The sequence below is a fragment of the Parasutterella muris genome, assembly GCF_009767915.1.
GTDB lineage: Bacteria > Pseudomonadota > Gammaproteobacteria > Burkholderiales > Burkholderiaceae_F > Parasutterella > Parasutterella muris.
This window is the reverse complement of record NZ_WSRP01000002.1, coordinates 58,852-78,972: the sequence shown is the minus strand read 5'-3', so window position 1 is coordinate 78,972 and position 20,121 is coordinate 58,852. Positions and strand designations below refer to the sequence as shown.

Annotated in this window: 17 protein-coding genes and 1 pseudogene; 11 read left to right on the top strand and 7 right to left on the bottom strand. The window is 52.8% G+C overall.

Annotated features, from left to right (window positions below; all coding sequences use genetic code 11):
* The first annotated feature begins 108 nt into the window (after positions 1-108).
* Entirely contained in the window at positions 109-783 is a 675-nt protein-coding gene (pyrE, locus tag E5987_RS01060; RefSeq protein ID WP_160334227.1) for an orotate phosphoribosyltransferase, read from the top strand.
* Between the two features lie 50 nt (positions 784-833).
* Here pyrE and gatB read toward each other — a convergent pair whose 3' ends face one another.
* From gatB to gatC, 3 genes are read right to left on the bottom strand one after another with little or no spacing between them, the layout of a single operon-like run.
* On the bottom strand, positions 834-2,282 hold the full coding sequence (gene gatB / locus E5987_RS01055; protein ID WP_160334226.1) for an Asp-tRNA(Asn)/Glu-tRNA(Gln) amidotransferase subunit GatB: 1,449 nt from the start codon (positions 2,280-2,282) through the stop codon (positions 834-836).
* A gap of 14 nt (positions 2,283-2,296) precedes the next feature.
* Positions 2,297-3,754, bottom strand: coding sequence for an Asp-tRNA(Asn)/Glu-tRNA(Gln) amidotransferase subunit GatA (gene gatA / locus E5987_RS01050; protein ID WP_160334225.1), 1,458 nt, complete (start codon positions 3,752-3,754; stop codon positions 2,297-2,299).
* A gap of 1 nt (position 3,755) precedes the next feature.
* Positions 3,756-4,043, bottom strand: coding sequence for an Asp-tRNA(Asn)/Glu-tRNA(Gln) amidotransferase subunit GatC (gene gatC, locus E5987_RS01045; RefSeq protein ID WP_160334224.1), 288 nt, complete (start codon positions 4,041-4,043; stop codon positions 3,756-3,758).
* A gap of 171 nt (positions 4,044-4,214) precedes the next feature.
* Here gatC and E5987_RS01040 point away from each other — a divergent pair, with 171 nt between their 5' ends.
* From E5987_RS01040 to E5987_RS01005, 8 genes are read left to right on the top strand one after another with little or no spacing between them, the layout of a single operon-like run.
* Positions 4,215-5,261 carry a rod shape-determining protein gene (locus E5987_RS01040; RefSeq protein ID WP_160334223.1) on the top strand — a complete coding sequence of 349 codons (1,047 nt, stop codon included), beginning with the start codon at positions 4,215-4,217 and terminating at the stop codon, positions 5,259-5,261.
* A 12-nt stretch (positions 5,262-5,273) separates the two neighbouring features.
* Positions 5,274-6,182 carry a rod shape-determining protein MreC gene (gene mreC / locus E5987_RS01035; RefSeq protein ID WP_160334222.1) on the top strand — a complete coding sequence of 303 codons (909 nt, stop codon included), beginning with the start codon at positions 5,274-5,276 and terminating at the stop codon, positions 6,180-6,182.
* Positions 6,179-6,700, top strand: a complete 522-nt coding sequence (mreD, locus tag E5987_RS01030; RefSeq protein WP_160334221.1) for a rod shape-determining protein MreD — start codon at positions 6,179-6,181, stop codon at positions 6,698-6,700. The genes mreC and mreD overlap by 4 nt, the downstream gene beginning before the upstream one ends.
* 16 nt (positions 6,701-6,716) lie before the next feature.
* The gene (gene mrdA, locus E5987_RS01025; protein ID WP_160334220.1) at positions 6,717-8,702 is read left to right on the top strand and encodes a penicillin-binding protein 2; all 1,986 of its coding nucleotides are present in this window, start codon (positions 6,717-6,719) and stop codon (positions 8,700-8,702) included.
* Positions 8,703-8,710: 8 nt separating this feature from the next.
* Positions 8,711-9,871: a rod shape-determining protein RodA gene (rodA, locus tag E5987_RS01020; protein WP_160334269.1), complete on the top strand. Its 1,161-nt coding sequence runs from the start codon at positions 8,711-8,713 to the stop codon at positions 9,869-9,871.
* 16 nt (positions 9,872-9,887) lie between these two features.
* Positions 9,888-11,072: a septal ring lytic transglycosylase RlpA family protein gene (locus tag E5987_RS01015; RefSeq protein WP_160334219.1), complete on the top strand. Its 1,185-nt coding sequence runs from the start codon at positions 9,888-9,890 to the stop codon at positions 11,070-11,072.
* A 3-nt stretch (positions 11,073-11,075) separates the two neighbouring features.
* Positions 11,076-12,488 (top strand): M20/M25/M40 family metallo-hydrolase, encoded by a 1,413-nt coding sequence (locus tag E5987_RS01010; protein WP_160334218.1) that lies wholly within the window; start codon positions 11,076-11,078, stop codon positions 12,486-12,488.
* Between the two features lie 4 nt (positions 12,489-12,492).
* Positions 12,493-12,699: a hypothetical protein gene (locus tag E5987_RS01005; protein ID WP_202074507.1), complete on the top strand. Its 207-nt coding sequence runs from the start codon at positions 12,493-12,495 to the stop codon at positions 12,697-12,699.
* A gap of 40 nt (positions 12,700-12,739) precedes the next feature.
* Here E5987_RS01005 and E5987_RS01000 read toward each other — a convergent pair whose 3' ends face one another.
* Both E5987_RS01000 and ilvA read right to left on the bottom strand, forming a co-directional pair.
* Positions 12,740-13,006, bottom strand: a complete 267-nt coding sequence (locus tag E5987_RS01000; protein ID WP_160334217.1) for a hypothetical protein — start codon at positions 13,004-13,006, stop codon at positions 12,740-12,742.
* 48 nt (positions 13,007-13,054) lie between these two features.
* A pseudogene (gene ilvA, locus E5987_RS00995) lies at positions 13,055-14,584 on the bottom strand (threonine ammonia-lyase, biosynthetic); the annotation flags it as partial.
* Between the two features lie 125 nt (positions 14,585-14,709).
* Between ilvA and E5987_RS00990 the strand changes: the two are divergent.
* Both E5987_RS00990 and E5987_RS00985 read left to right on the top strand, forming a co-directional pair.
* Positions 14,710-18,630, top strand: a complete 3,921-nt coding sequence (locus E5987_RS00990) for a DUF3683 domain-containing protein (RefSeq protein WP_202074506.1) — start codon at positions 14,710-14,712, stop codon at positions 18,628-18,630.
* Positions 18,630-19,052 carry an HIT family protein gene (locus tag E5987_RS00985; protein WP_160334215.1) on the top strand — a complete coding sequence of 141 codons (423 nt, stop codon included), beginning with the start codon at positions 18,630-18,632 and terminating at the stop codon, positions 19,050-19,052. Before E5987_RS00990 ends, E5987_RS00985 begins: the two co-directional genes overlap by 1 nt.
* Here the strand turns inward: E5987_RS00985 and coaD are convergent.
* Both coaD and rsmD read right to left on the bottom strand, forming a co-directional pair.
* Positions 19,033-19,530, bottom strand: coding sequence for a pantetheine-phosphate adenylyltransferase (coaD, locus tag E5987_RS00980; protein WP_160334214.1), 498 nt, complete (start codon positions 19,528-19,530; stop codon positions 19,033-19,035). The two genes, E5987_RS00985 and coaD, sit on opposite strands and share 20 nt — an antisense overlap.
* A gap of 2 nt (positions 19,531-19,532) precedes the next feature.
* Positions 19,533-20,102 (bottom strand): 16S rRNA (guanine(966)-N(2))-methyltransferase RsmD, encoded by a 570-nt coding sequence (rsmD, locus tag E5987_RS00975; protein WP_160334213.1) that lies wholly within the window; start codon positions 20,100-20,102, stop codon positions 19,533-19,535.
* Positions 20,103-20,121: the final 19 nt, after the last annotated feature.

Below are 20,121 nucleotides of genomic sequence, written 5' to 3'. Positions count from 1 at the left end.
ATATTACAACGGCCGTGAGAGCTGAAAGAGCTCGTCTTTGTAACGGGAAAATAACTTCGGAGCCGCTAAAATTAAGCTTTCTTTCCTCAGCAAGTTCCTGACAACATTATGTCCAAACTTCAACATAAATTTATTGAGTTTTGTATTGATTCGGACGTTCTCCGCTTTGGAGAGTTCAAAACCAAGGCAGGGCGTCTCTCGCCTTATTTTTTCAATGCCGGTTTGTTCTACACCGGCGCTTCGCTGCGTACGCTTGCGGATTTCTACGCCAGAACGCTTATTGAAGCGATTGAACAGGGACGCATTCAGTGCGACATGCTCTTCGGACCTGCTTATAAAGGCATTACGCTTGCCGCGGCGACAGCAATCCGCATGTCCGAGCTCGGTCATGACATTCCCTTCGCATACAACCGCAAAGAAGCCAAAGATCACGGAGAAGGCGGCAAGGTTGTCGGCGCTCCTTTAAAAGGGCACGTGGTGATCATTGATGACGTTATTTCCGCTGGAACTTCCGTCAATGAGTCGGTCAGAATTATTGAAGCGAGCGGGGCTTGCCCGTCCGGAGTTTTGCTGGCGCTTGACAGGATGGAGTGCTCGGGCACCGCTGAAGACGTCGGAGAGCGTTCGGCAGTTGAAGAAGTCGAACACAAATACGGGATGTCGGTCGTTGCGATCGCCAATCTTGCGGACCTGATGGAATATCTGAAGGAATCCGATGTAAAAGAGCTGTCGGCTTATAGTTCGGCTATTTCCGACTACCGCGCGCGTTACGGCGTTAAGTAAACAAAAGACACAAGAAAGCCGGCGTTAAAACCGGCTTTTTGTGAGCTTGTTTACTGAGCGAGCTTTGCTCTCAGAATTTCATTGACCTGAGCCGGATTGGCCTTGCCTTTTGTCGCTCTCATGGTCTGACCGACCAGAGCGTTGAAAGCCTTTTCCTTGCCCGATTTGAATTCTTCGACCATCTTCGGGTTGGCGGCAAGCACTGCGTCAATAGCCGCCTCGATGGCGCCGGTATCCGAGATTTGCTTCAGGCCCAGCGTTTCGATCAGTTCATCAACTTTGTCGCCCTTCTTTTCCCAAATCGCGGAGAAGACGGTACGCGCACCTTTCTGATTGATTGTGCCGTCGCTGTAGCGAACAAGAATATCGCCGAGCTGTTCGGCTGAGACCGGGCTTTCTTCGATCGAAAGCTCAGCGGCGTTGAGCTGAGCCATAACTTCGCCCTTGACCCAGTTGGCCGCGATCTTCTTGTCTTTGAGCTTAGCGGCTGCTTTCTCAAAGTACTCGGTGAGCGGACGGTGAGAGATCAGCTGCAGGGCGTCGGCTTCGCTGATGCCGTATTCGTTGATGAGACGCGCAAGCGTCTTTTCAGGAAGTTCAGGCATAGAGGCGCGAACCTCTTCGATCCATTCGTCGGAAATTTCAAGCGGGAGAAGATCCGGATCCGGGAAGTACCGGTAGTCCATCGAGTCTTCCTTCGTTCTCATTTCGCGTGTTTCGTCATTGTCCGGGTCATAGAGACGTGTGGCCTGTACCACTTTTCCGCCTTCACTGATCAGTCCAATCTGGCGGCGAACTTCGTAGTCGATAGCGGCCTGAAGGAATTTAAAGCTGTTCAGGTTTTTAATTTCGCAGCGGGTTCCGAATTCTTTCTGGCCCTTGGGTCGGACAGAGACGTTGGCGTCGCAGCGGAAATTACCTTTCTGCATATCGCCGTCGCTGACGCCGATCCACATAACGAGTTCATGCAGCGCTTTTGCGTATGCAACGGCTTCTGCGGAGCTTCTCAGTTCCGGTTCCGTAACGATTTCCAAAAGCGGCGTTCCGGCACGGTTCAAATCGATACCGGTTTTTCCATGCACAATGCCGTGAACGCTTTTGCCCGCGTCTTCTTCAAGGTGCGCGCGGGTCAGATTAATAGTTTTTTGGTAGGTGCTTCCATCGGGGTTTTCGACCTGGAAGCTGACTCGTCCGCCGATGACAACGGGCAGTTCGAACTGGCTGATTTGATAGGCCTTCGGTAAATCCGGGTAGAAATAATGCTTACGGTCGAAGACGGAGCGGTTTGCGACTTTTGCGTCGATTGCAAGGCCGAAACGAATCGCCTTTTCCACAGCGCTCTTATTGAGGACCGGCAGGCAGCCGGGGAGCGCCAGATCGATCGGGCAGGCATGTGTGTTCGGTTCTGCGCCGAAAGAGGCGGAAGCGCCGGAGAAAATCTTAGATTTTGTTGAGAGCTGGACATGTGTTTCCAGCCCGATAACTACTTCCCATTCCATGTTTGTATTCCTTCCTAGTATCCGGCGGGGACAAGTTTATGCCAGTCAGTCGCCTGCTGATAGGCATGCGCGGTACCGAGCAGGCGGCCTTCTTCGCACTTGGGCGCGATCAGCTGCAGACCGTAAGGCAGTTTGCCTTCGCTCATACCGCAGGGCAGGCTGAGGCCGGGCAGTCCTGCAAGAGATCCCGGGACGGTGTACAAGTCGCTCAGGTATAAAGAGAGCGGATCGGCTTTAGCATCGAAGCGGAAAGCGGCATCTGTGGAGACCGGTGCGGCGATGACATCGCATTCGTTCTTAAAGATCGCATCAAACTCTTGAGCGATCAGGCGGCGTACCTGCTGAGCCTTGATGTAGTAGGCGTCGTAATAGCCGTGCGAAAGAACGTAAGTGCCGATCAGAATACGGCGTTTCGGTTCAGGGCCGAAGCCTTCATCACGGCTCTTTTTGATCATGTCGAGAAGATCGTTATAGTCTTTCGCACGATGTCCGTAGCGGACGCCGTCAAAGCGGCCGAGGTTGGAGCTTGCTTCCGCGGGCGCGATGATGTAGTAGACAGGAACGCCGAGGTTGGCTTTGTCGAGTTTGATATCGACGAGAACAGCGCCGAGACTTTCGTAAACGGAAAGTGCCTTGTAAATGGCGTCGCGCAGGCCCGGTTCGGCCTTATCGATCCAGGCGCGGGGAACGCCGATGCGCAGACCCTTGACGCCGGCATTCAGACCGACTGTCAGGTCTTCGGGCGGCAGTTCAATGCTGGTAGAGTCGCGCTTGTCAAAACCGATCATTTCAGAAAGAACAATAGCGCAGTCTTCAGCGCTTTGAGCGATGATGCCGGCGGTATCCAGACTGGAGGCAAATGCGATCATGCCCCAGCGGCTCGGTCTGCCGTAAGTCGGTTTAATACCGGTGACGCCGCAGAAAGCCGCGGGCTGACGGATTGAACCGCCCGTGTCGGTGGCTGTTGCAGCAGGCGCGATGCGCGCGGCGACGCAGGAGGCAGAACCGCCTGATGAGCCGCCGGGGACCGCGTTGGCGTCCCAGGGATTGTAGGTTTTGCCGTAAGCGCTGTTGGCGGTTGTTGAACCCATAGCGAATTCATCGCAGTTGGTTTTGCCCAGACAGACAAAGCCGGCGTTCTGAAGTCGTTCGACGACGGTCGCGTCAAACGGGCTCATGTAGTTTTCCAGCATTTTGCTGGCAGCGGTGCTCGCCCACTTGCGCGTCACAAAAATATCCTTGTGCGCAATCGGGATGCCGGTGAGCGGGGATGCCTCGCCTGAGCGGATTTTCTTGTCTGCTTCTTCGGCTTCCTTCAGTGTGACCTCAGGGCGCACGTCAAGAAACGCGTTGAGAGAGCTTGTTTTTTCGATTTTATCGAGGTACGCCTGAGCGACTTCCTTAGCAGAGACTTCTTTTGCAGTCAGGAGCTTTTTCAGCTCGGCGACAGTGGAATGTGTGAGATCAGTCATTTTATTCAATCACCTTTGGAACCAGGAATAAGCCGTCCATGACGTCCGGAGCATTCTGCATATTTTCTTCTCTGCGGTTATGTTCCGTGACTTCGTCTTCACGAAGTCTCTGAGCGCCCCCGAACGGGTGCGGCATGGGCTCTACGCCTGTGGTGTCGATGGACTGAATCTGTTCGACCATGGACAGAATGTCATTAAGCTCGACCATAAGTTTTTCGGCGTTTGCGTCCGAAAGGTCGATGCGCGCCAGATCAGAAATTCTGCGCACGTCATTGATGGTTAAAGACATGAACTTCCTAAAAAATGAATGAGTTTTTGCAATAACTGTTGTTTCTGCAAGTAACAGCCGGCCTCCGTCAGGGGCCTAAAATACCTTTTTTAGTCTATCATTTACGTTTGCCCTTCGTTCGAATTGGGCGGTTACTAAATATGTGCCAAGGTGGAGTGGCAGGGGGACTACATGTTCGGTGGTTTAAGGAACTTTTTTTCTAATGATTTAGCGATTGACTTAGGAACAGCCAATACGCTTATTTATTGTCGCGGCAAAGGAATGGTTCTTGATGAACCGAGTGTTGTGGCCGTGCGAACAGACAAAGGAAATTCAGGAAAGCTCGACGTCAGAGCGGTTGGTAAAGAAGCAAAGAACATGCTTGGCCGCGTTCCGGGCAACATTGACGCAATTCGTCCGATGAAGGACGGCGTTATCGCGAATTTCACGGTTACTGAGCAGATGCTCAAGAGTTTTATCAAGAAAGTGCATACCCCCAGCATTTTCACGCCTCGTCCCAGAATTGTCATTTGCGTCCCCTACGGATCTACCCAGGTTGAGCGCCGCGCGATCAAAGAGAGTGCTGAAGCAGCCGGTGCCAAGCAGGTTTTTCTGATTGAAGAACCGATGGCGGCCGCGCTCGGCGCAGGTCTTCCGGTTAGTGAAGCGGCCGGTTCCATGGTGATTGATATCGGCGGCGGCACAACTGAGGTCGGAGTGATTTCTCTGGGCGGCATTGTTTACGCCTGCAGCGTACGCGTGGGCGGCGATAAGTTTGATCAGGCGATCATTGATTACATCCGCCGCAACTACGGCATGCAGATTGGCGAGCCGACGGCTGAACGAATCAAAAAAGAAATCGGTTCGGCATTCGTTTCCAGTGAAGTGCGCGAGTTTGAGGTCAAAGGCCGCAATCTTGCGGAAGGTGTGCCTCGTTCATTTACGATTTCCAGCAACGAAGTGCTTGAAGCGCTTACCGAACCGCTGAATCAGGTTGTCGGAGCGGTCAAAAAGGCGCTTGAGCAGACGCCTCCGGAGCTTGGCGCGGACATTGCCGTACGCGGTCTGATGCTGACCGGCGGCGGAGCTCTGCTGAAGGACCTGGATCGTCTTCTGATGGAAGAAACCGGTCTTCCTGTCGTTGTCGCTGATGATCCTCTGACCTGCGTTGTCCGCGGCTGCGGTGTTGCGCTCGAAGGTATCGGTAAGATCGAAGATTCAATCTTCTGTTTCGGCTAGAAATAGGACAAGATGCTCGGGCCTTCAAAGCACCTGAAGTTTAATGCTCCCAGAGCTTCTTCCTTTACAAGCTTTGGTTTCTTCGCGTTTGCTGCCATTCTGATGATGGTTGTTGATCATCAAATGCAGGTGATGGAGCCTGTCCGAAGCGGTTTTGCGTGGGTTGCGGATGCCCTGCATACGGGTGTTACCGCTCCGTCCCGCGGTATTGAAGAAGCGGCGGAGTATTTTCAGTCGAAATCTAAGCTGGTTAATGAAAATGAGGTGCTGAAGAAGCGTCTGGCCGAGAGCGAAATGGAAAGGTTTCGCCTCGGGACTCTGAGCGATGAAAATCGCGTTCTGAAGGAGATGCTTCAGCAAAAGGCACTTTACCCGGTGCATTCAGTGATGTTTGAAGTTCGTCGGGCGCTCTCCGACGGCTTCACTCAGCGTTATCAGATCAACGGCGGAAGCGACGACGGAGTTGAGGTCGGGATGCCGGTTGTCACGGAAACCGGGCTCGCCGGTCAGATCATTCATGTTTCCAAGCGTTCAAGTCAGGTGCAGCTGATTCAGGATAAGAATCAGGAAGTTCCCGTTTTGTTTACAGAATCGCATGTTCGAGGCATTGTCCGCGGTACCGGAGACGGTGATACGCTGCAGAGCCGCGATTTACCGTTCAGCGACAAAATCAGGGTTGGTGAAAAGGTTGTGACTTCCGGTCTTGACGGTATTTATCCCAAAGGGATTCCAGTAGGGACCGTGACTTCCGTTCGCCCCGGCGAGGCCGGTTCTTATGTTGACGTGAGCATTGCCGCACCAAAGTCCATCGGTACGAGTGAATACGTACTGGTGATGTTTGTTGATACCGAATCCAAGCTTCCTCAGGTTGAAGAGGAGGAGCCGGCGGATCCGCAGCAGAGAAGAAAGGCCAAGCGATGAGTAATTTTTCCAAAGGCTTTAACTATCAGCGTCCGGATAAGTCAATTCATGATCCGACTTTGGCCGGACCGCTTTGGGTCTACGGTTCGCTTCTGTTGTCCTGGCTACTTGATCTGCTGCCAAGTTCGCACTGGCCGTTTTTTCCGAGTTTTCTCGTGATGACGCTGATTTTCTGGGCGATTCATCAGCCCAACAGAATTTTCTACTGGCTCGCATTCTGCTTAGGTCTTCTCACGGATGCTGATACCGGGGCCGTTTTCGGTCAGCACGCGCTGACTTACTGCGTCGTGGTATTTTGTGCTGAACTGATGAGTGTTCGGCTGCTTTGGCTCTCTCCGATCAGTCAGGCAATATCTCTGCTGCCGGTTTTTCTTCTTCCCGCGGTTTTGAAAACCGTGGAAAGCTTTCTTTTGTCTCAGCAAAGCTTTGATGCGGCATGGTTCCTCCAGGTTTTGCTGTTTATTGTCTTCTGGCCGCTGTGGGTTTGGTTTTTATCCAGACGTTTTTATCTCGGCTGAGGCCGCCTGACGCATTATGAAACGAAGGGTCCAGGAGCTCGAATCCAAACACCGGCAGCAGTTCATTAATCGCTGCTGGTTCTTTCTGTTTGTTACGCTTCTGTGTTTTGGAATACTGACGCTTCGTTTTGTGTGGCTGCAGATTATTCAGTACGACGAACTTGTCGTTAAGGCGGAAGCCAACCGGAAAACAGAAACCGCGCATCCTCCGAGGCGCGGGACTATTGTTGATAAAAACGGCGAAATTCTCGCGACGAATGATCCGATCTACACACTCGAAATTACGCCGGCAGAGACGCCGAATTTTAGAAAAACCATAGATGAACTCGGAAAAATCATCAGTATTTCCAAAGGCGATCTACGTCGTTTTAATCGTCTGAAGGATGAGCTTCCTCGTTTGAGCCCGGTGCCGATTAAGAGTGGTCTGACAGACGAAGAAGTTGCTCGGTTTACCGCTCAGTCCTGGCGATTCCCCGGCGTTGAAGTTCGTTCCCGCATGCATCGCAGGTATCCGCAGGCGGAAGCCGCGGCGCATGTCGTCGGCTATATCGGAAGAATTTCACAGAAAGATCAGACGCGCCTTGAAGAAAGCGGACGCGGTCGTGATTACTCCGGTACGCTCAATATTGGCAAGACCGGCATTGAACTCTCTTACGAGGACGAACTTCACGGCAAACCCGGTTTTGAAGAAATTGAGGTCCGCGCCTCAGGCCGTCCCATTCGTTCGCTGTCAATGACTCAGCCCAAGACCGGGAATCATTTGGTTCTGACGCTTGATATGGGCCTGCAGCGCATGATCATGAAAGAGCTAGGAGACAGAAGAGGCACGGTCATTGCCATTGAGCCGAAGACCGGAGATGTGCTCGCCTTTGTTTCCAATCCCAGTTTTGATCCGAACCTATTTGTTGACGGTATTGATCAGGAGACCTGGGACAAGCTGAACCAGGACGAAGACAAGCCGCTCATGAATCGAGCTTTGAGAGGAACTTATCCTATCGGGTCCACGTTTAAGCCCTTTATGGCGCTTGGCGCGCTGGAGATGAAAGTTCGCGATCCGAAGCGTGTCATTCAGGACAACGGCCATTTTCAGCTTGGCAATCATGTGTTTCGCGATTCCACCAAAGGGCGCGGATACGGACCCGTAGATATGCATCGTTCGATTGTTGTTTCTTCAGATGTGTATTACTACTCGCTTGCTCAGGACATGGGTATTGATCGAATTCATGATTTCATGAAACCCTTTGGTTTTGGGCAGATTACCGGGATCGATCTTGTCGGCGAAGCACGCGGTATTCTTCCTTCGAAGGAATGGAAGCAGAAGCGCTTTAAACAGCGCTGGGCGGTTGGCGATACGATTTCCATCGGTATCGGTCAGGGCTACAACTCTTTTACGATGTTGCAGCTGGCGCACGCGGTGGCAACCCTTGCCAATGACGGCATTGTGATGAAGCCGCACCTGGTGAAGAAGATTATCAACGCGGAGACCGGGGAAGAAGAGGTTATTGCCAAGGATCCGGTGGATGTGATTCCGCTCAAAAAAGAGAATGTGGATTTTATTAAGAACGCGATGCACGATGTGACGCTCAAAGGAACCGGGCGCGCGCTGTTTGCCAACGCGCCCTACACCGTCGGCGGAAAAACCGGAACCGCTCAGGTTTTAGGCATCAAGCAGGGCGCGACGTATGACAAGAACAAGATTAAGGAGCGTCATCGCGACCACTCCCTGTTTATAGCGTTTGCTCCTGTGGACAAGCCGCAGATTGCGCTTGCCATTATGGTGGAAAACGGCGGCTTCGGCGCTGCCGCGGCAGCGCCGCTTGCTCGGAAAATTTTGGATTATTACTTGGTGCAGAGCCGTATTCCCGAAGATAAGCGGGAAGGGGCCTCATCTAAAGAGGCTGGCGCAAAGCCAGCTTCAGGGAAAGCGCCCGCAAAAACTGCTGTGAAGAAGCCCGCGGCGAGGACGGACGGGAAAAACGGACAGAAGGGAGATAAACGTTGAACTCGTTGATTACTGTGCACAAAGAACCCTTCTATGTGAAGGTGCTGAAAACGTTTCTCAGTGTGTTTTTTTCGATTGACTGGACACTGCTGGCGATTGTGACGCTTCTGAGCGCCTGGGGTTTTGTGACGCTTTATTCTGCAGGCTACAGTTTCCCCTGGCGTATTGACGGACAGATTCGAAATTTAGCGGCCGCCGGAGCGGCGATGCTGGTTTTCGCCAATATTCCCATGAAATGGATGAAGGGACTCGCGATTCCTCTTTACGCGGTCGGTCTTCTTCTGTTGGTCGCAACGCTGCTTTTCGGCGTGAATACCAAGGGCGCGACGCGCTGGCTTGACATTGGCGTAGTCCGCATTCAGCCCTCGGAGATCATGAAGCTGGCGACGCCGCTTTTGATCGCCTGGTATTTCCAGATTCGCTATACCGCTCAGGAAGGCGTTCTGCGCTGGTGGGACTATGCGGTTGCGTTTGTTCTGCTTGCTCTGCCGGTTGCGCTGATTTTGAAGCAGCCTGACCTTGGCACATCTCTCTTGGTCTGCGCCTCCGGCTTTGCCGTGATCTTCTTTGCCGGACTCAGCTGGAAATTTTTACTGTTGATGATTTCGTGTGCGGCGGCTGCGCTTCCCGTTGTCTGGAGCATGATGTATGACTATCAGCGACAGCGGGTTTTGACTCTGCTGGATCCGAGTTCGGATCCTTTGGGTGCGGGTTTTCATACGCTGCAGTCAATTATTGCGATCGGTTCGGGCGGAATGACCGGAAAGGGCTGGATGAACGGAACCCAGGCGCATTTGGATTTTATTCCTGAGCGAACCAGTGACTTTCTTTTTGCGGTATTTTCCGAGGAGTTCGGTTTTTTCGGAGATGTCGGACTGCTGCTCCTTTACACGCTGCTGATTATGCGTACGCTTTATATCGCCTCGGTCGCTTCAACCATGTTTGAGCGTCTGACAGCCGGAGCCATTGCAGCGATCTTTTTGATGTATTCCTTTGTTAATATGGGAATGGTCAGCGGGATCCTGCCCGTTGTCGGCGTGCCCCTTCCCTTTATGAGTTACGGCGGTACTGCGCTTCTGATTTTAGGCATCTGCTGCGGACTGCTGATGAAAATTTCCGCCGGACGCCGCATAAAAGAATCTTTGTACGGAGATTCTTACCGAAGTTAGCTGAATAAGAAAAAACATGAAACGACGTTATTGGCAGATACTGATTTTTTCGGCCGCGGCCTCGATTCTCGCCGGCTGCGGAACCTCACAAAAAGACGGCAAGTACTACGATAACGACGGACCGCCTTCTGCCTTAGGTACGATCGGTATGGAAACGAAGAATGCGGTGCCGAAGGTAGAGAAGCCGATTGCCGCGACGAACCGTCCTTACAAGGTCATGGGCAAAACATATGTTCCGATGACAGGAGACAAGCCTCTGGTACAGACCGGTTACGGCTCCTGGTACGGCAAACAGTTCCACGGGAAGAAAACCTCCACCGGTGAAATTTACGATATGTACGCGATGACAGCGGCGCATACCACGATGGAGCTTCCGAGCTATGCCAAAGTGACGAATCTGGAAAACGGCAGAAGCATTATTGTTCGTGTCAATGACCGCGGACCGTTTCTGCACAGTCGTGTGATTGATCTCTCTTATGCGGCCGCCTCGCGTCTCGGCTATGTCAATAAAGGAACGGCCAAAGTGAAGGTCGAACGCATTACACGAGCGCAGATCGCGGCAGGGAATATTCCTTCGACCACAAACGGCAGTGTTCTTGCTTCGATTGCCGCGCCCGTGGCGAAGAAAGTATTGTCTTCAAGCGAGAGCGGCTCAACCAAAGAGTCGGATTTTATTGCTCAGGTCGCTACTTTAGCTGCCGAAGGGGAGTCCCTTGCCTCTTCGAGTTCACCGAGTATTACCGCCGATCGCGTCATCATAGAAAAGGATCAGCCGCCGCTGAATCAGAATCCGGTTGAGCGTGTACTGGAAGCCGGGGCGCAGATCGCTTTGGAAAAAGCCGGAAATGCTGATCAAACCACCTTGAACACGTTTGAGACAGAGGCAAAAGCCGAAGTCATCAGCGCACTGAAAAAACACGCGTCTGAATCTCAGCTGGGCCAAGCAGTAAACGCGGCTTCTGCGGTTAAGCAATACGCCGTGCAGCTCGGCGTGTTCCGTTCCGAGCAGAACGCCTTAAAACTCAAGCAGCAGTTCACGGAAGTTCTTGGGGATAAAATGGGTGCGCAGGTGCGCATTGAGCTCGTTAACGGGCTTCATAAAGTGGTGGTCGGCAGCGGCATGACGGAGGCGCAGGCGAAAGCCGCGACAGCCATTGTTCGAGATGCGCTGAATATCAAGGCTTTCGTTTTAAAGGAGTAAAAGGTGCATCAGAAGATTTATGAAAGCGTAGAACGTTTTTGGCAAACATCGATGCTTGCCGCGCTGGAGGATTTCATTCGTATTCCTGCTCTTTCACCGGACTTTGACAACAGCTGGGAAAAGACCGGTCATTTGGCATTCGCGGTAGAGCAGGCGAAGGCTTGGGCGCAGAAACAGGGGATTCGAGGGCTCAAGTGCGAAATCGTGAAAGACGAGGGCTGCACGCCGTGTCTTCTTGTTGAGATAGAGCCGAGTTCTGCTGATAAATTTGAGCGTTCGGTATTCTTTTACGGGCATTTGGACAAACAGCCGGAAAACGAGGGCTGGGACGCCGACAAATCTCCGTGGGTTCCGGTGCTGCAGAACGGCCGTCTTTACGGCCGCGGTTCTGTTGATGACGGCTACGCCTTCTACTCACTGCTTGGCGCGGTTAAAGTGATGCAGGAGCTCGGTTTTGCGCATCCGAGATGCGTCGGGCTTTTTGAAACCTGTGAAGAGTCGAGCTCGCGTCACTATGAAGCGTATCTGGACAAATGCAGACAGCGCCTTGGCGACATCGGGCTGGTCATTGCGCTTGACAGCACTTGCGGTGACTACGATCGACTTTGGATCGTTCGCTCTTTGCGCGGAATGCTCGGCGGAGTTCTGAAGGTTCAGACACTGACGGAAGGCGTGCATTCCGGGGAAGCAAGCGGAATTGCGCCGAGCTCCTTTATGGTTCTGCGCAATCTTCTGGACCGACTGGAGAATTCTGCTACCGGAGAGATGCTTCCGCAAGCCTTTAAAACAGAAATTTCCGACGAAACGGTGGAAGAAAACCGGCAGGTCGCGGCGCTTTTAGGTGACGAAGTCTGGTCCCATTTCCCATTTGCGGGGGCCACTCAGCCTTTGAGCAGGGATGCTCTGACCTGTCTGCTTAACAGAGGCTGGCGTCCGGAAATGACAGTGACGGGCATTGACGGTGTGCCGAAGGTCGAAAACGCAGGCAATGTTATGCGTGTCTTTACCGCCGCAAAGATCGGCATTCGCCTTCCGCCGGGCGTAGATGCGGTTAAAGCGTCCCGCGCACTTTCTCAAATTGTGACGGAGAATCCGCCTTTTCAGGCAAAGGTCAGCTACAGCTCCACGGTAGAGAGCGACGGCTGGACAGCGCCTCAAACCGCGCCGTGGCTTCAGAAGGCATTCGAGGAGAGTTCTCAGGCCTTTTGGGGCAATGCGCCCTGTTACTTTGGAATGGGCGCCTCTATCCCGCTGCTGAATGTGTTTTCGAAGACGTGGCCTAAGGCGCAGTTTATGGTGGCCGGCGGCTTAGGTCCCAATTCGAACGCGCACGGTCCGAACGAGTCGCTGCACATTGAGTATGCTCTGAAGTTAATAGCTTCGATCGTTTGGATCGTAGCCAACTATAAGGAGTGACGTTTTGAGACGGGATGTAGTGGTTGAAGTGATCGTTCAGTATCCGAACGGATGCGAAAATTTTGCAACGAAGATGGAAGCCGAGAGATATATCAACGCCAATCTCGAAGAAGAGGTGCCGACAGCGGCTTGGGTTGAAGAGATCAACGGCAAAAAGAAATACGATCTTCAGCTGATTGAAGAAAACGGAGAGATTCGCATCGCCGACTAAGTCGGAAGTTGAGAAAAGCCCGGCGTCGGGCTTTTTTCAATTAATCCTCACGGTTCCAATTGCTGACAAACTTTCGCAGTGATCCGACGAGGTATCCGGCTTGATATGAGCGCTCCTGAATAGCTTTGACCGCACCCTCTAAATCGATAGCGGGCAGACGTCCCGCGATGTAATTGCGAATTTCGTCACGCAGCACGTCTTCGGGCGGCCGCTTCTGCATTTCGGCCATGACATTAAGGGCGGTACGCGCCTGAGGCGGCAGACCCTGCATGACTTTGTCAACCGATTCTTTGATGGTCAGACTCATTGGATTTTCCTCAAGGAGGGCGGCCGCGATCGGACCGCCGTGCCGATATTATCCCAGGAACTGCTGATAAGCAGGATTATCGGTTTCCTCTACGTAGGCGTAGCCGAGATTCTGCAGGAATGCGCCGAATTTTTCGCTGTCTTCCTGAGGGACCTGAAGACCGACCAGAATACGGCCGTAATCGGCGCCTTGGTTCCGATAATGGAACAGGGAGATGTTCCAGTCGGGCGCGCTCGAGGAGAGGAATTTGAAGAGGGCGCCGGGTCTTTCAGGGAATTCAAAGCGGAAGACTCGTTCGTTGACTGCCAGTTTGGAGTGGCCGCCGACCATATAACGGAGGTGTGTTTTTGCCAGTTCGTTGTCGGTCAGGTCAACTGCTGGGAAGCCGTTTTCTTCTAAGAGCTTTTTAATGCCTTGAGCTTCGCTGCGGTGTTCTGTCTGCAGGCCGACATAAATCTGAGCCTTGTCCGCATCCGAGATACGGTAATTGAATTCCGTAACGCTGCGGTTGCCAAGCAGCGAGATCAGCTGCTTGAACGCGCCTCGGCGTTCGGGAATTGTCACGGAGAAAAGCACCTCACGATGTTCGCCGAGTTCGGCGCGTTCAGCGACGAAGCGAAGACGGTCGAAGTTCATGTTGGCGCCGGAAAGAACGCCCACAAAGTTCTGGTCTTTGATGTTGTTCAGTTTGACGTATTTCTTGATGCCTGCGACGGACAGAGCGCCTGCCGGTTCGAGAATGCTGCGTGTGTCTTGGAACACATCCTTGATTGCCGCGCAAACTTCGTCCGTGTCAACGAGAATGATGCCGTCAACAAAGTTTTCGCACAGACGATAGGTTTCTTCACCGACAAGTTTAACGGCGGTACCGTCGGAGAAAAGTCCGACATCGGCAAGGAAGGTCGGTTTGCCGTTTTTGAGGGACTGATTCATAGAATCGGAGTCAACCGTCTGCACGCCGAACACTTTGATTTCCGGATACAGCGCTTTGACGTAGACGGCAACGCCGGCGAGAAGGCCGCCGCCTCCGACGGGTACAAAGACCGCGTCGATGGCGCCGTTTGCGTTCTGGGCCTGACGAATGATCTCCATGGCGACGGTACCCTGACCGGCGATGATGTCCGGATCATCGAACGGCGGAACCGGAGTCAGGCCTTCTTTGGCCTGAAGTTCAGCCGCATAGGCAGCGGCGTCGGAAAAAGAGTCGCCGTAAAGAACGACTTCACCGCCGAGTCGGCGAACCGTGTTGATTTTCAGCGCCGGTGCGGTAATCGGCATCACAATGACCGCGCGGCACTTGAGTTTGCTTGCGGCGAGTGCAACGCCCTGGGCGTGGTTGCCTGCGCTTGCGGCGATTACGCCTTTAGCGCGTTCTTCCGGCGTCAGGTTGGCCATTTTGTTGTAGGCGCCTCTCAGCTTGAAGCTGAACACGCTCTGTAAATCTTCTCGTTTGAGCATGACGTTGTTTCCAATTCGCTCGGAAAGCAGTTTGGCTTTTTGGAGCGGAGTTTCTTTTGCAACGTCATAGACATGAGCCTTGAGGATGCGGCGCAGATATTCTTGTTCAAGCATTTTTTGTGATTTGTGATTGGTAAAGTTAAAAAAATAGCACTAAGGCGGCCAAAAAATAAAAAAGAGCGTTTTAGTTTCTGACTCTTACTCGAGAATATTGCACAATGATGGCATGAACAGAGAATTTCCAGATGATTAAAGAGATGTCGAAAGAAAAATTGAACAACCTTAGACTGCGTGAAATTCCATATAACTACACGTCTTTTTCGGACCGGGACATTGTTGTGAGACTGCTCGGAGAAGATGCATGGAATGTTTTGGAAGAGCTTCGCGGAGACGGCCGTCCCGGAAGGTCTGCCCGGATGCTTTACGAAGTGCTGGGCGACATATGGGTTATTCAGCGCAACCCCTATCTTCAGGAGGATATGCTCTTTAACCAGAAGCGCAGAGGACTTTTGGTGGGCGCGCTTTATCATCGCATCCGTTCGATGCAGCAGCAGATCACTAAACTTGATCCTCAGTCAGCCGAAAAGGTTGAGTTTTTGGTTCAGAAGGCGCTGATTGTTATAGAGAAATTCAAGAGTTCTTTTGAGCGGTCCTGGGACTTAAGAAGGCTTGTGCTGAAGCGCCTGAAGAAGTACACGAAGAGTCAGAATATTCGCTTTGACAGTTTTTCCAGAGCGAGCCATGTGACGGATGCGACCGACTGGCGCGTGGAGTATCCGTTCGCCGTTGTTTATCCCGACCGAGAGGAAGAGGTCTCAGGTATTGTGCAGGCCTGTATCGAGATGAACTTCACCATCATCACGCGAGGCGGCGGCACCGGATATACCGGCGGGGCTGTCCCGCTCCATCCGCGCACAATCATCATCAATACGGAGAAACTAAACCGCATTTCCGATGTTGAATTCCGTGCGCTCGACGGCCTTGAAGGAAAGCATGCGACGATTTTTGCCGGAGCAGGCGCCGTCAATAAACAGGTTGCCGAAAAAGCAGCCTCCGAGGGCTGGGTGTTTTCTGTTGATCCCAACTCCAACTACGCCTGCACGATCGGAGGCAATATCGCCGAAAACGCCGGCGGCAAGAAGGCGGTTCTGTGGGGAACAACCGCCGACAACGTGTATTGGTACCGAATGGTTGATCCCAACGGTGACTGGATTGAGGTGACGCGCGTCAACCACAATCTCGGCAAAATCCACTTACAGGAAGATGTGGTTTTCGAGGCTGTTTGGAAAAAAGGCGGAAGCGCGCCGGAGAAAGCCGCCGAGATTCGCCGCAGGACTTATCGGATCAAAGGCAGCACAATCCGTAAGCCGGGCTTGGGCAAGGACGTGACGAATAAATTCTTTGGCGGAGTTCCCGGACTGCAGAAAGAAGGCTGCGACGGCATTATCACATCCGCCCGATTTATCGTGCACAAGATGCCCGCGTTCACTCAGACCGTATGCTTGGAGTTCTACGGAGCGGCAAGCAACGCGGGTCCGGCTATTTATCAGATTTCTCAGCTCTTTGAGCCCCAGCCCGAGGGCGTGATGCTTGCCGGTCTTGAGCATCTCGATGATCGTTATCTTCATGCGATTAACTATGCACCAAAGAGCGGAAGAGGGATCTACCCTAAGATGGTCATCGTCGGAGACATTATCGGCAGCAGCGAGGAGAGCATCTCCAAGTATGTGGAGGAAGTCCGCAAGATAGCGCTGTCCGGAAACGGTGACACGTACGTGGCGAAGACCCCGGAAGCACGCCATCAGTTCTGGGCTGAACGCTCAAAGACCTCCGCTATTTCAAAGCATACCAACGCCTTTAAGCTGAACGAAGACGTTGTGATTCCTCTGGATAAGATCGGCGACTATACAAACGCGGTGGAACGCTTCAATATTTGCTGCTCGATTGAGAATAAGCTCGATATGATTCGGGAGACCAAGTGCTATCTCGATGGGCCGCTCAGCCTTGGAAAACTCGCAGTGAGTTCCGGCGGCTACACCGAGAAGGAGCTTCTCAGTCAGAAAGTTCCGCTCGGACTTGTTCTTTTGGACAAGGTTGAGGCCGAGTGGACTTATATTCTTCATCATCTGGATGAGGACGCGAAGCAGGCGGTTGAGCGGCTGGAAGAGCTTGGCAGAAAGCGTTCTGAGCGTCTTCCAAAGGATCTTGGCGGCCTGACGCTTCTCGATCTTGTTCAGAATCATTTGATTCGCGTCTCGTGGAAACAGGAGGTTCTGAAAGAGCTCAATGACATTTTTGCCGGCGACTCCTTTGAAAATGTCAGAAATGAGATTTTCCGAATTCATGCGAGAGTGCTCCGCGAAAGAGTATTCATTGCGCTTCATATGCATGCGGGGGACGGCAATGTTCACACAAATATTCCGGTCAACTCCGACAATGTGAAAATGCTCCGTAAAGCCAACGAAGGCGTCGCGTATGTCATGGATGTCGCAAAGAAGCTTGGCGGAGCGATCTCCGGAGAGCACGGCATCGGCATGACAAAGATCGATTTTGTGAGCAAAGGAGAATTTGACGAGTTTTACGACTACCTTGACAAGACCGATCCGCACGGAAGGTTCAACAAAGGCAAGCTGAGACCGCAGGCCAATCTTTCGATTGCCTATACGCCGAGTTTTAATTTGCTCGGACATGAGTCTCTGATTATGCAGAAAAGCGAGGCTCGTCTGATTTCCGAGGAGATTAAGACCTGTCTGCGCTGCGGCAAGTGCAAACCGGTCTGTTCGACTCATGTTCCCAATGCCAATCTGCTCTACTCTCCTCGAAATAAGGTGATTGCGACCTCGCTGCTTTTGGAGGCGTTTCTTTACGAAGAGCAGACCCGCCGAGGTGTTTCTCTTAAGCACTACGCCGACTTTGAGGATGTGTCAGATCACTGCACGATCTGTCAGAAATGCCAGAAGCCGTGTCCGGTTAAGATTGACTTCGGCCGCGTCACTATGCTGATGCGCGATATGCTGCACGCCAAGCATAAGGAGCGCTTCCATCCGGCCAAGGCTGCCGGACTTAAATTCCTTGAGCTTGAGAACCCGCTTGCGGTCAGAGCGGCCCGCAAGGGACTGATTGAATATGGGTTCCAGGCAGAAAGGGCGGCTTCGGACATGCTGAAAATTGCCTCTGCCCGCAGTGCGCGTCATCCGGGATTCAGCACGGGGCGTCCGAGTGTTCGGGAAGAGGTGATTCATCTCGTTAACCGCAAGCTCCCGAAGGATTATGTCGGGACGACGGCGCGCAAGCTGCTTGATATTGAGGATGCGAAATTTATTCCGGTGATAAAAAACAAGGAGCTTGCCGCTTCGGATCAGCCGAGAGAGTCCGTGTTCTACTTCCCGGGCTGCGGCAATGAGAAACTTTTCAGTCAGGTTTCTATCGCCGTTTTAGGCATGCTCTATGACCTGGGCGTGCAGGTTATCCTTCCGCCCGGATACCGCTGCTGCGGACATCCGCAGAAAGGGAACGGTCTGAAGGATAAGGGCGATGAAATCATCACGCGCAATCGGGTTCTTTTCCATCGTGTTGCCAACACGATGAACTATGCCTCGATCAGCACGGTGCTTGTCAGCTGCGGAACCTGTCTGCATCAGCTACGCGAGTACAACTTTGAGTCCATTTTCCCGGGCTGCCGCGTCATGGACATCCATGACTATCTGCTCAGTAAGGGCGTGTCCGTTAAGGGCGCCTACAACACGCGCTACATCTATCACGATCCGTGTCATACACCGCTTAAGGAAGGCGTGCCAATTGAGACGGTAAACGCGCTGATTCATCCCAAGGACGGCTCTTCGGTGGTGCTCTCTGAGCGCTGCTGCGGCGAAAGCGGAACGTTTGCGATTGCCCGACCGGACATCGCCAGTCAGGTTCGTTTTGCGAAAGAACAAAGCCTGAGAGGCGCGGCCGCGAAGCTCAAGGCGGGCGACTTCAGCGGAACCACCAAGGTTCTGACGACATGTCCCGGCTGTCTGCAGGGCATGAGCCGGTATTCGGACGCGATCAAATCACAGGCGGAGTTTCTGATTGTGGAGATGATGCGCTCAAGATACGGAGACGGCTGGCTGCATGAAACGTTAAATAAGCTCCGTGACGGAGCGATTGAAAAGGTACTGCTGTAATGGTCAAAGATTGTCCTTTATGCGCCCCTCAGGGCGAGCTTGAGGTCGTAAGGACCGATAAATTCCGTGTGATCCGGGTCGATGACCCGGATTTCCCGGGATACTTTCGCTTAATTTGGAACGAGCACGTGAAAGAGAACAGTGATCTGTCTGAAGAGGATCGTCTGATTCTTTGGCGCGCGCTCTGCGAGATTGAGCGGATCATGAATGAAGAGCTTTCTCCGGACAAAATTAACTTGGCCGAGTTCGGAACGATGGTGCCGCATCTGCATTGGCATCTGATTGCACGCTATCGTGACGACGCCTCCTACCCGGACTCCTACTGGAGTCCGAAGGTACGCAGTACGGACGAAGAAAAGCTCGTCGAGCGGCGGGAAAAAACTCTGCGGTGCGCAGAGCGCATTAATCGCTGCTTTGCTTAAATGCGACGAACTTGTTTCTGAGGTGCGAAGCGACGTCATCGGTGACAAAGCCGCTTACGTCGCCGCCCATGGAAGCGATTTCGCGCACGAATGAGCCGCTGACGAACTGGTACTGTTCGGCAGGCGTCAGAAATAGGGTGTCCACTTCCGGCATCAAAATCTGGTTCATACCGGCCATTTGGAACTCGTATTCAAAGTCGCTGACAGCGCGCGCGCCCCGGATGATGCACTGAGAGTGATGTTCCCGAACGAAAGTCGCTAAAAGCCCCGTAAAACCGTACACCTCGACATTGGACATCTCTGCGGTGGCGTTTTGGATCATTTCCAGGCGTTCCTCAAGCGTAAAAAGCGTGTGTTTGCGTTTACTTTCTGCGCAGGCGACGATAAGTTTAGGGAAGAGTTTCGCCGCACGGCGGATTAAATCGAGATGTCCGCGCGTAAGCGGATCAAACGTACCCGGGTATGTTGCGATAACCATGTTTACTGCTCCGTCTGACGCGCCAGAAGCAATGAGCTGGCGCCGGACTTAAGTCGTCTGACGGCCTGAAGTCCGATTTCTGAAAGAGATGCGTCTGAGATTTCTTCGGGCGATTCGACATAAATCAGCCCGTCGGGTTTAATAAGCCCGGATGCGGTTTTAAGCGCATGCATCTGTAGTTTTAGAGCAAAGGGCGGATCGATAAAGATCACGTCATATTGTTTTCCTGCGGATTTTATCGTCAGGCTGTCGGCGCAGTGCACGTGTAAAGGCGCGCCGAGTTTTTCAGCGTTCTTCTTAATTTGCGCACAGGCGGAGCGGTTGACTTCATAAACATCCGCGCTTTTTCCGCCTCGGCTGAGGAATTCGAAGGAAAGGGCGCCGCTTCCGCCAAACATATCGAGGCTTGTCCGTTCTTCAAAAGTTTCGAACAGGTGTCCGAGCCAGTTAAAGAGTGTTTCCCTCTGGCGATCCCCGGTGGGCCTTAGTCCTTTTGCGTCCAAAACGGGCAACGGGGTTCGTTTCCATTTTCCCCCAATGATCCTTACTTTGCCGCTACAGTTTCCAGGCATTGGTAAACTCTCAGATTAA

Excerpts from the sequence above, each read along its gene's own strand:
- E5987_RS00985 (WP_160334215.1), top strand. The coding sequence starts at position 18,630 with ATGGTCAAAGATTGTCCTTTATGCGCCCCTCAGGGCGAGCTTGAGGTC.
- rsmD (WP_160334213.1), bottom strand. The coding sequence starts at position 20,102 with ATGCCTGGAAACTGTAGCGGCAAAGTAAGGATCATTGGGGGAAAATGG.
- E5987_RS01040 (WP_160334223.1), top strand. The coding sequence starts at position 4,215 with ATGTTCGGTGGTTTAAGGAACTTTTTTTCTAATGATTTAGCGATTGAC.
- gatA (WP_160334225.1), bottom strand. The coding sequence starts at position 3,754 with ATGACTGATCTCACACATTCCACTGTCGCCGAGCTGAAAAAGCTCCTG.
- E5987_RS01000 (WP_160334217.1), bottom strand. The coding sequence starts at position 13,006 with ATGAGTCTGACCATCAAAGAATCGGTTGACAAAGTCATGCAGGGTCTG.
- mreD (WP_160334221.1), top strand. The coding sequence starts at position 6,179 with ATGAGTAATTTTTCCAAAGGCTTTAACTATCAGCGTCCGGATAAGTCA.
- gatC (WP_160334224.1), bottom strand. The coding sequence starts at position 4,043 with ATGTCTTTAACCATCAATGACGTGCGCAGAATTTCTGATCTGGCGCGC.
- mreC (WP_160334222.1), top strand. The coding sequence starts at position 5,274 with ATGCTCGGGCCTTCAAAGCACCTGAAGTTTAATGCTCCCAGAGCTTCT.
- coaD (WP_160334214.1), bottom strand. The coding sequence starts at position 19,530 with ATGGTTATCGCAACATACCCGGGTACGTTTGATCCGCTTACGCGCGGA.
- E5987_RS00990 (WP_202074506.1), top strand. The coding sequence starts at position 14,710 with ATGATTAAAGAGATGTCGAAAGAAAAATTGAACAACCTTAGACTGCGT.
- E5987_RS01015 (WP_160334219.1), top strand. The coding sequence starts at position 9,888 with ATGAAACGACGTTATTGGCAGATACTGATTTTTTCGGCCGCGGCCTCG.
- mrdA (WP_160334220.1), top strand. The coding sequence starts at position 6,717 with ATGAAACGAAGGGTCCAGGAGCTCGAATCCAAACACCGGCAGCAGTTC.
- pyrE (WP_160334227.1), top strand. The coding sequence starts at position 109 with ATGTCCAAACTTCAACATAAATTTATTGAGTTTTGTATTGATTCGGAC.
- gatB (WP_160334226.1), bottom strand. The coding sequence starts at position 2,282 with ATGGAATGGGAAGTAGTTATCGGGCTGGAAACACATGTCCAGCTCTCA.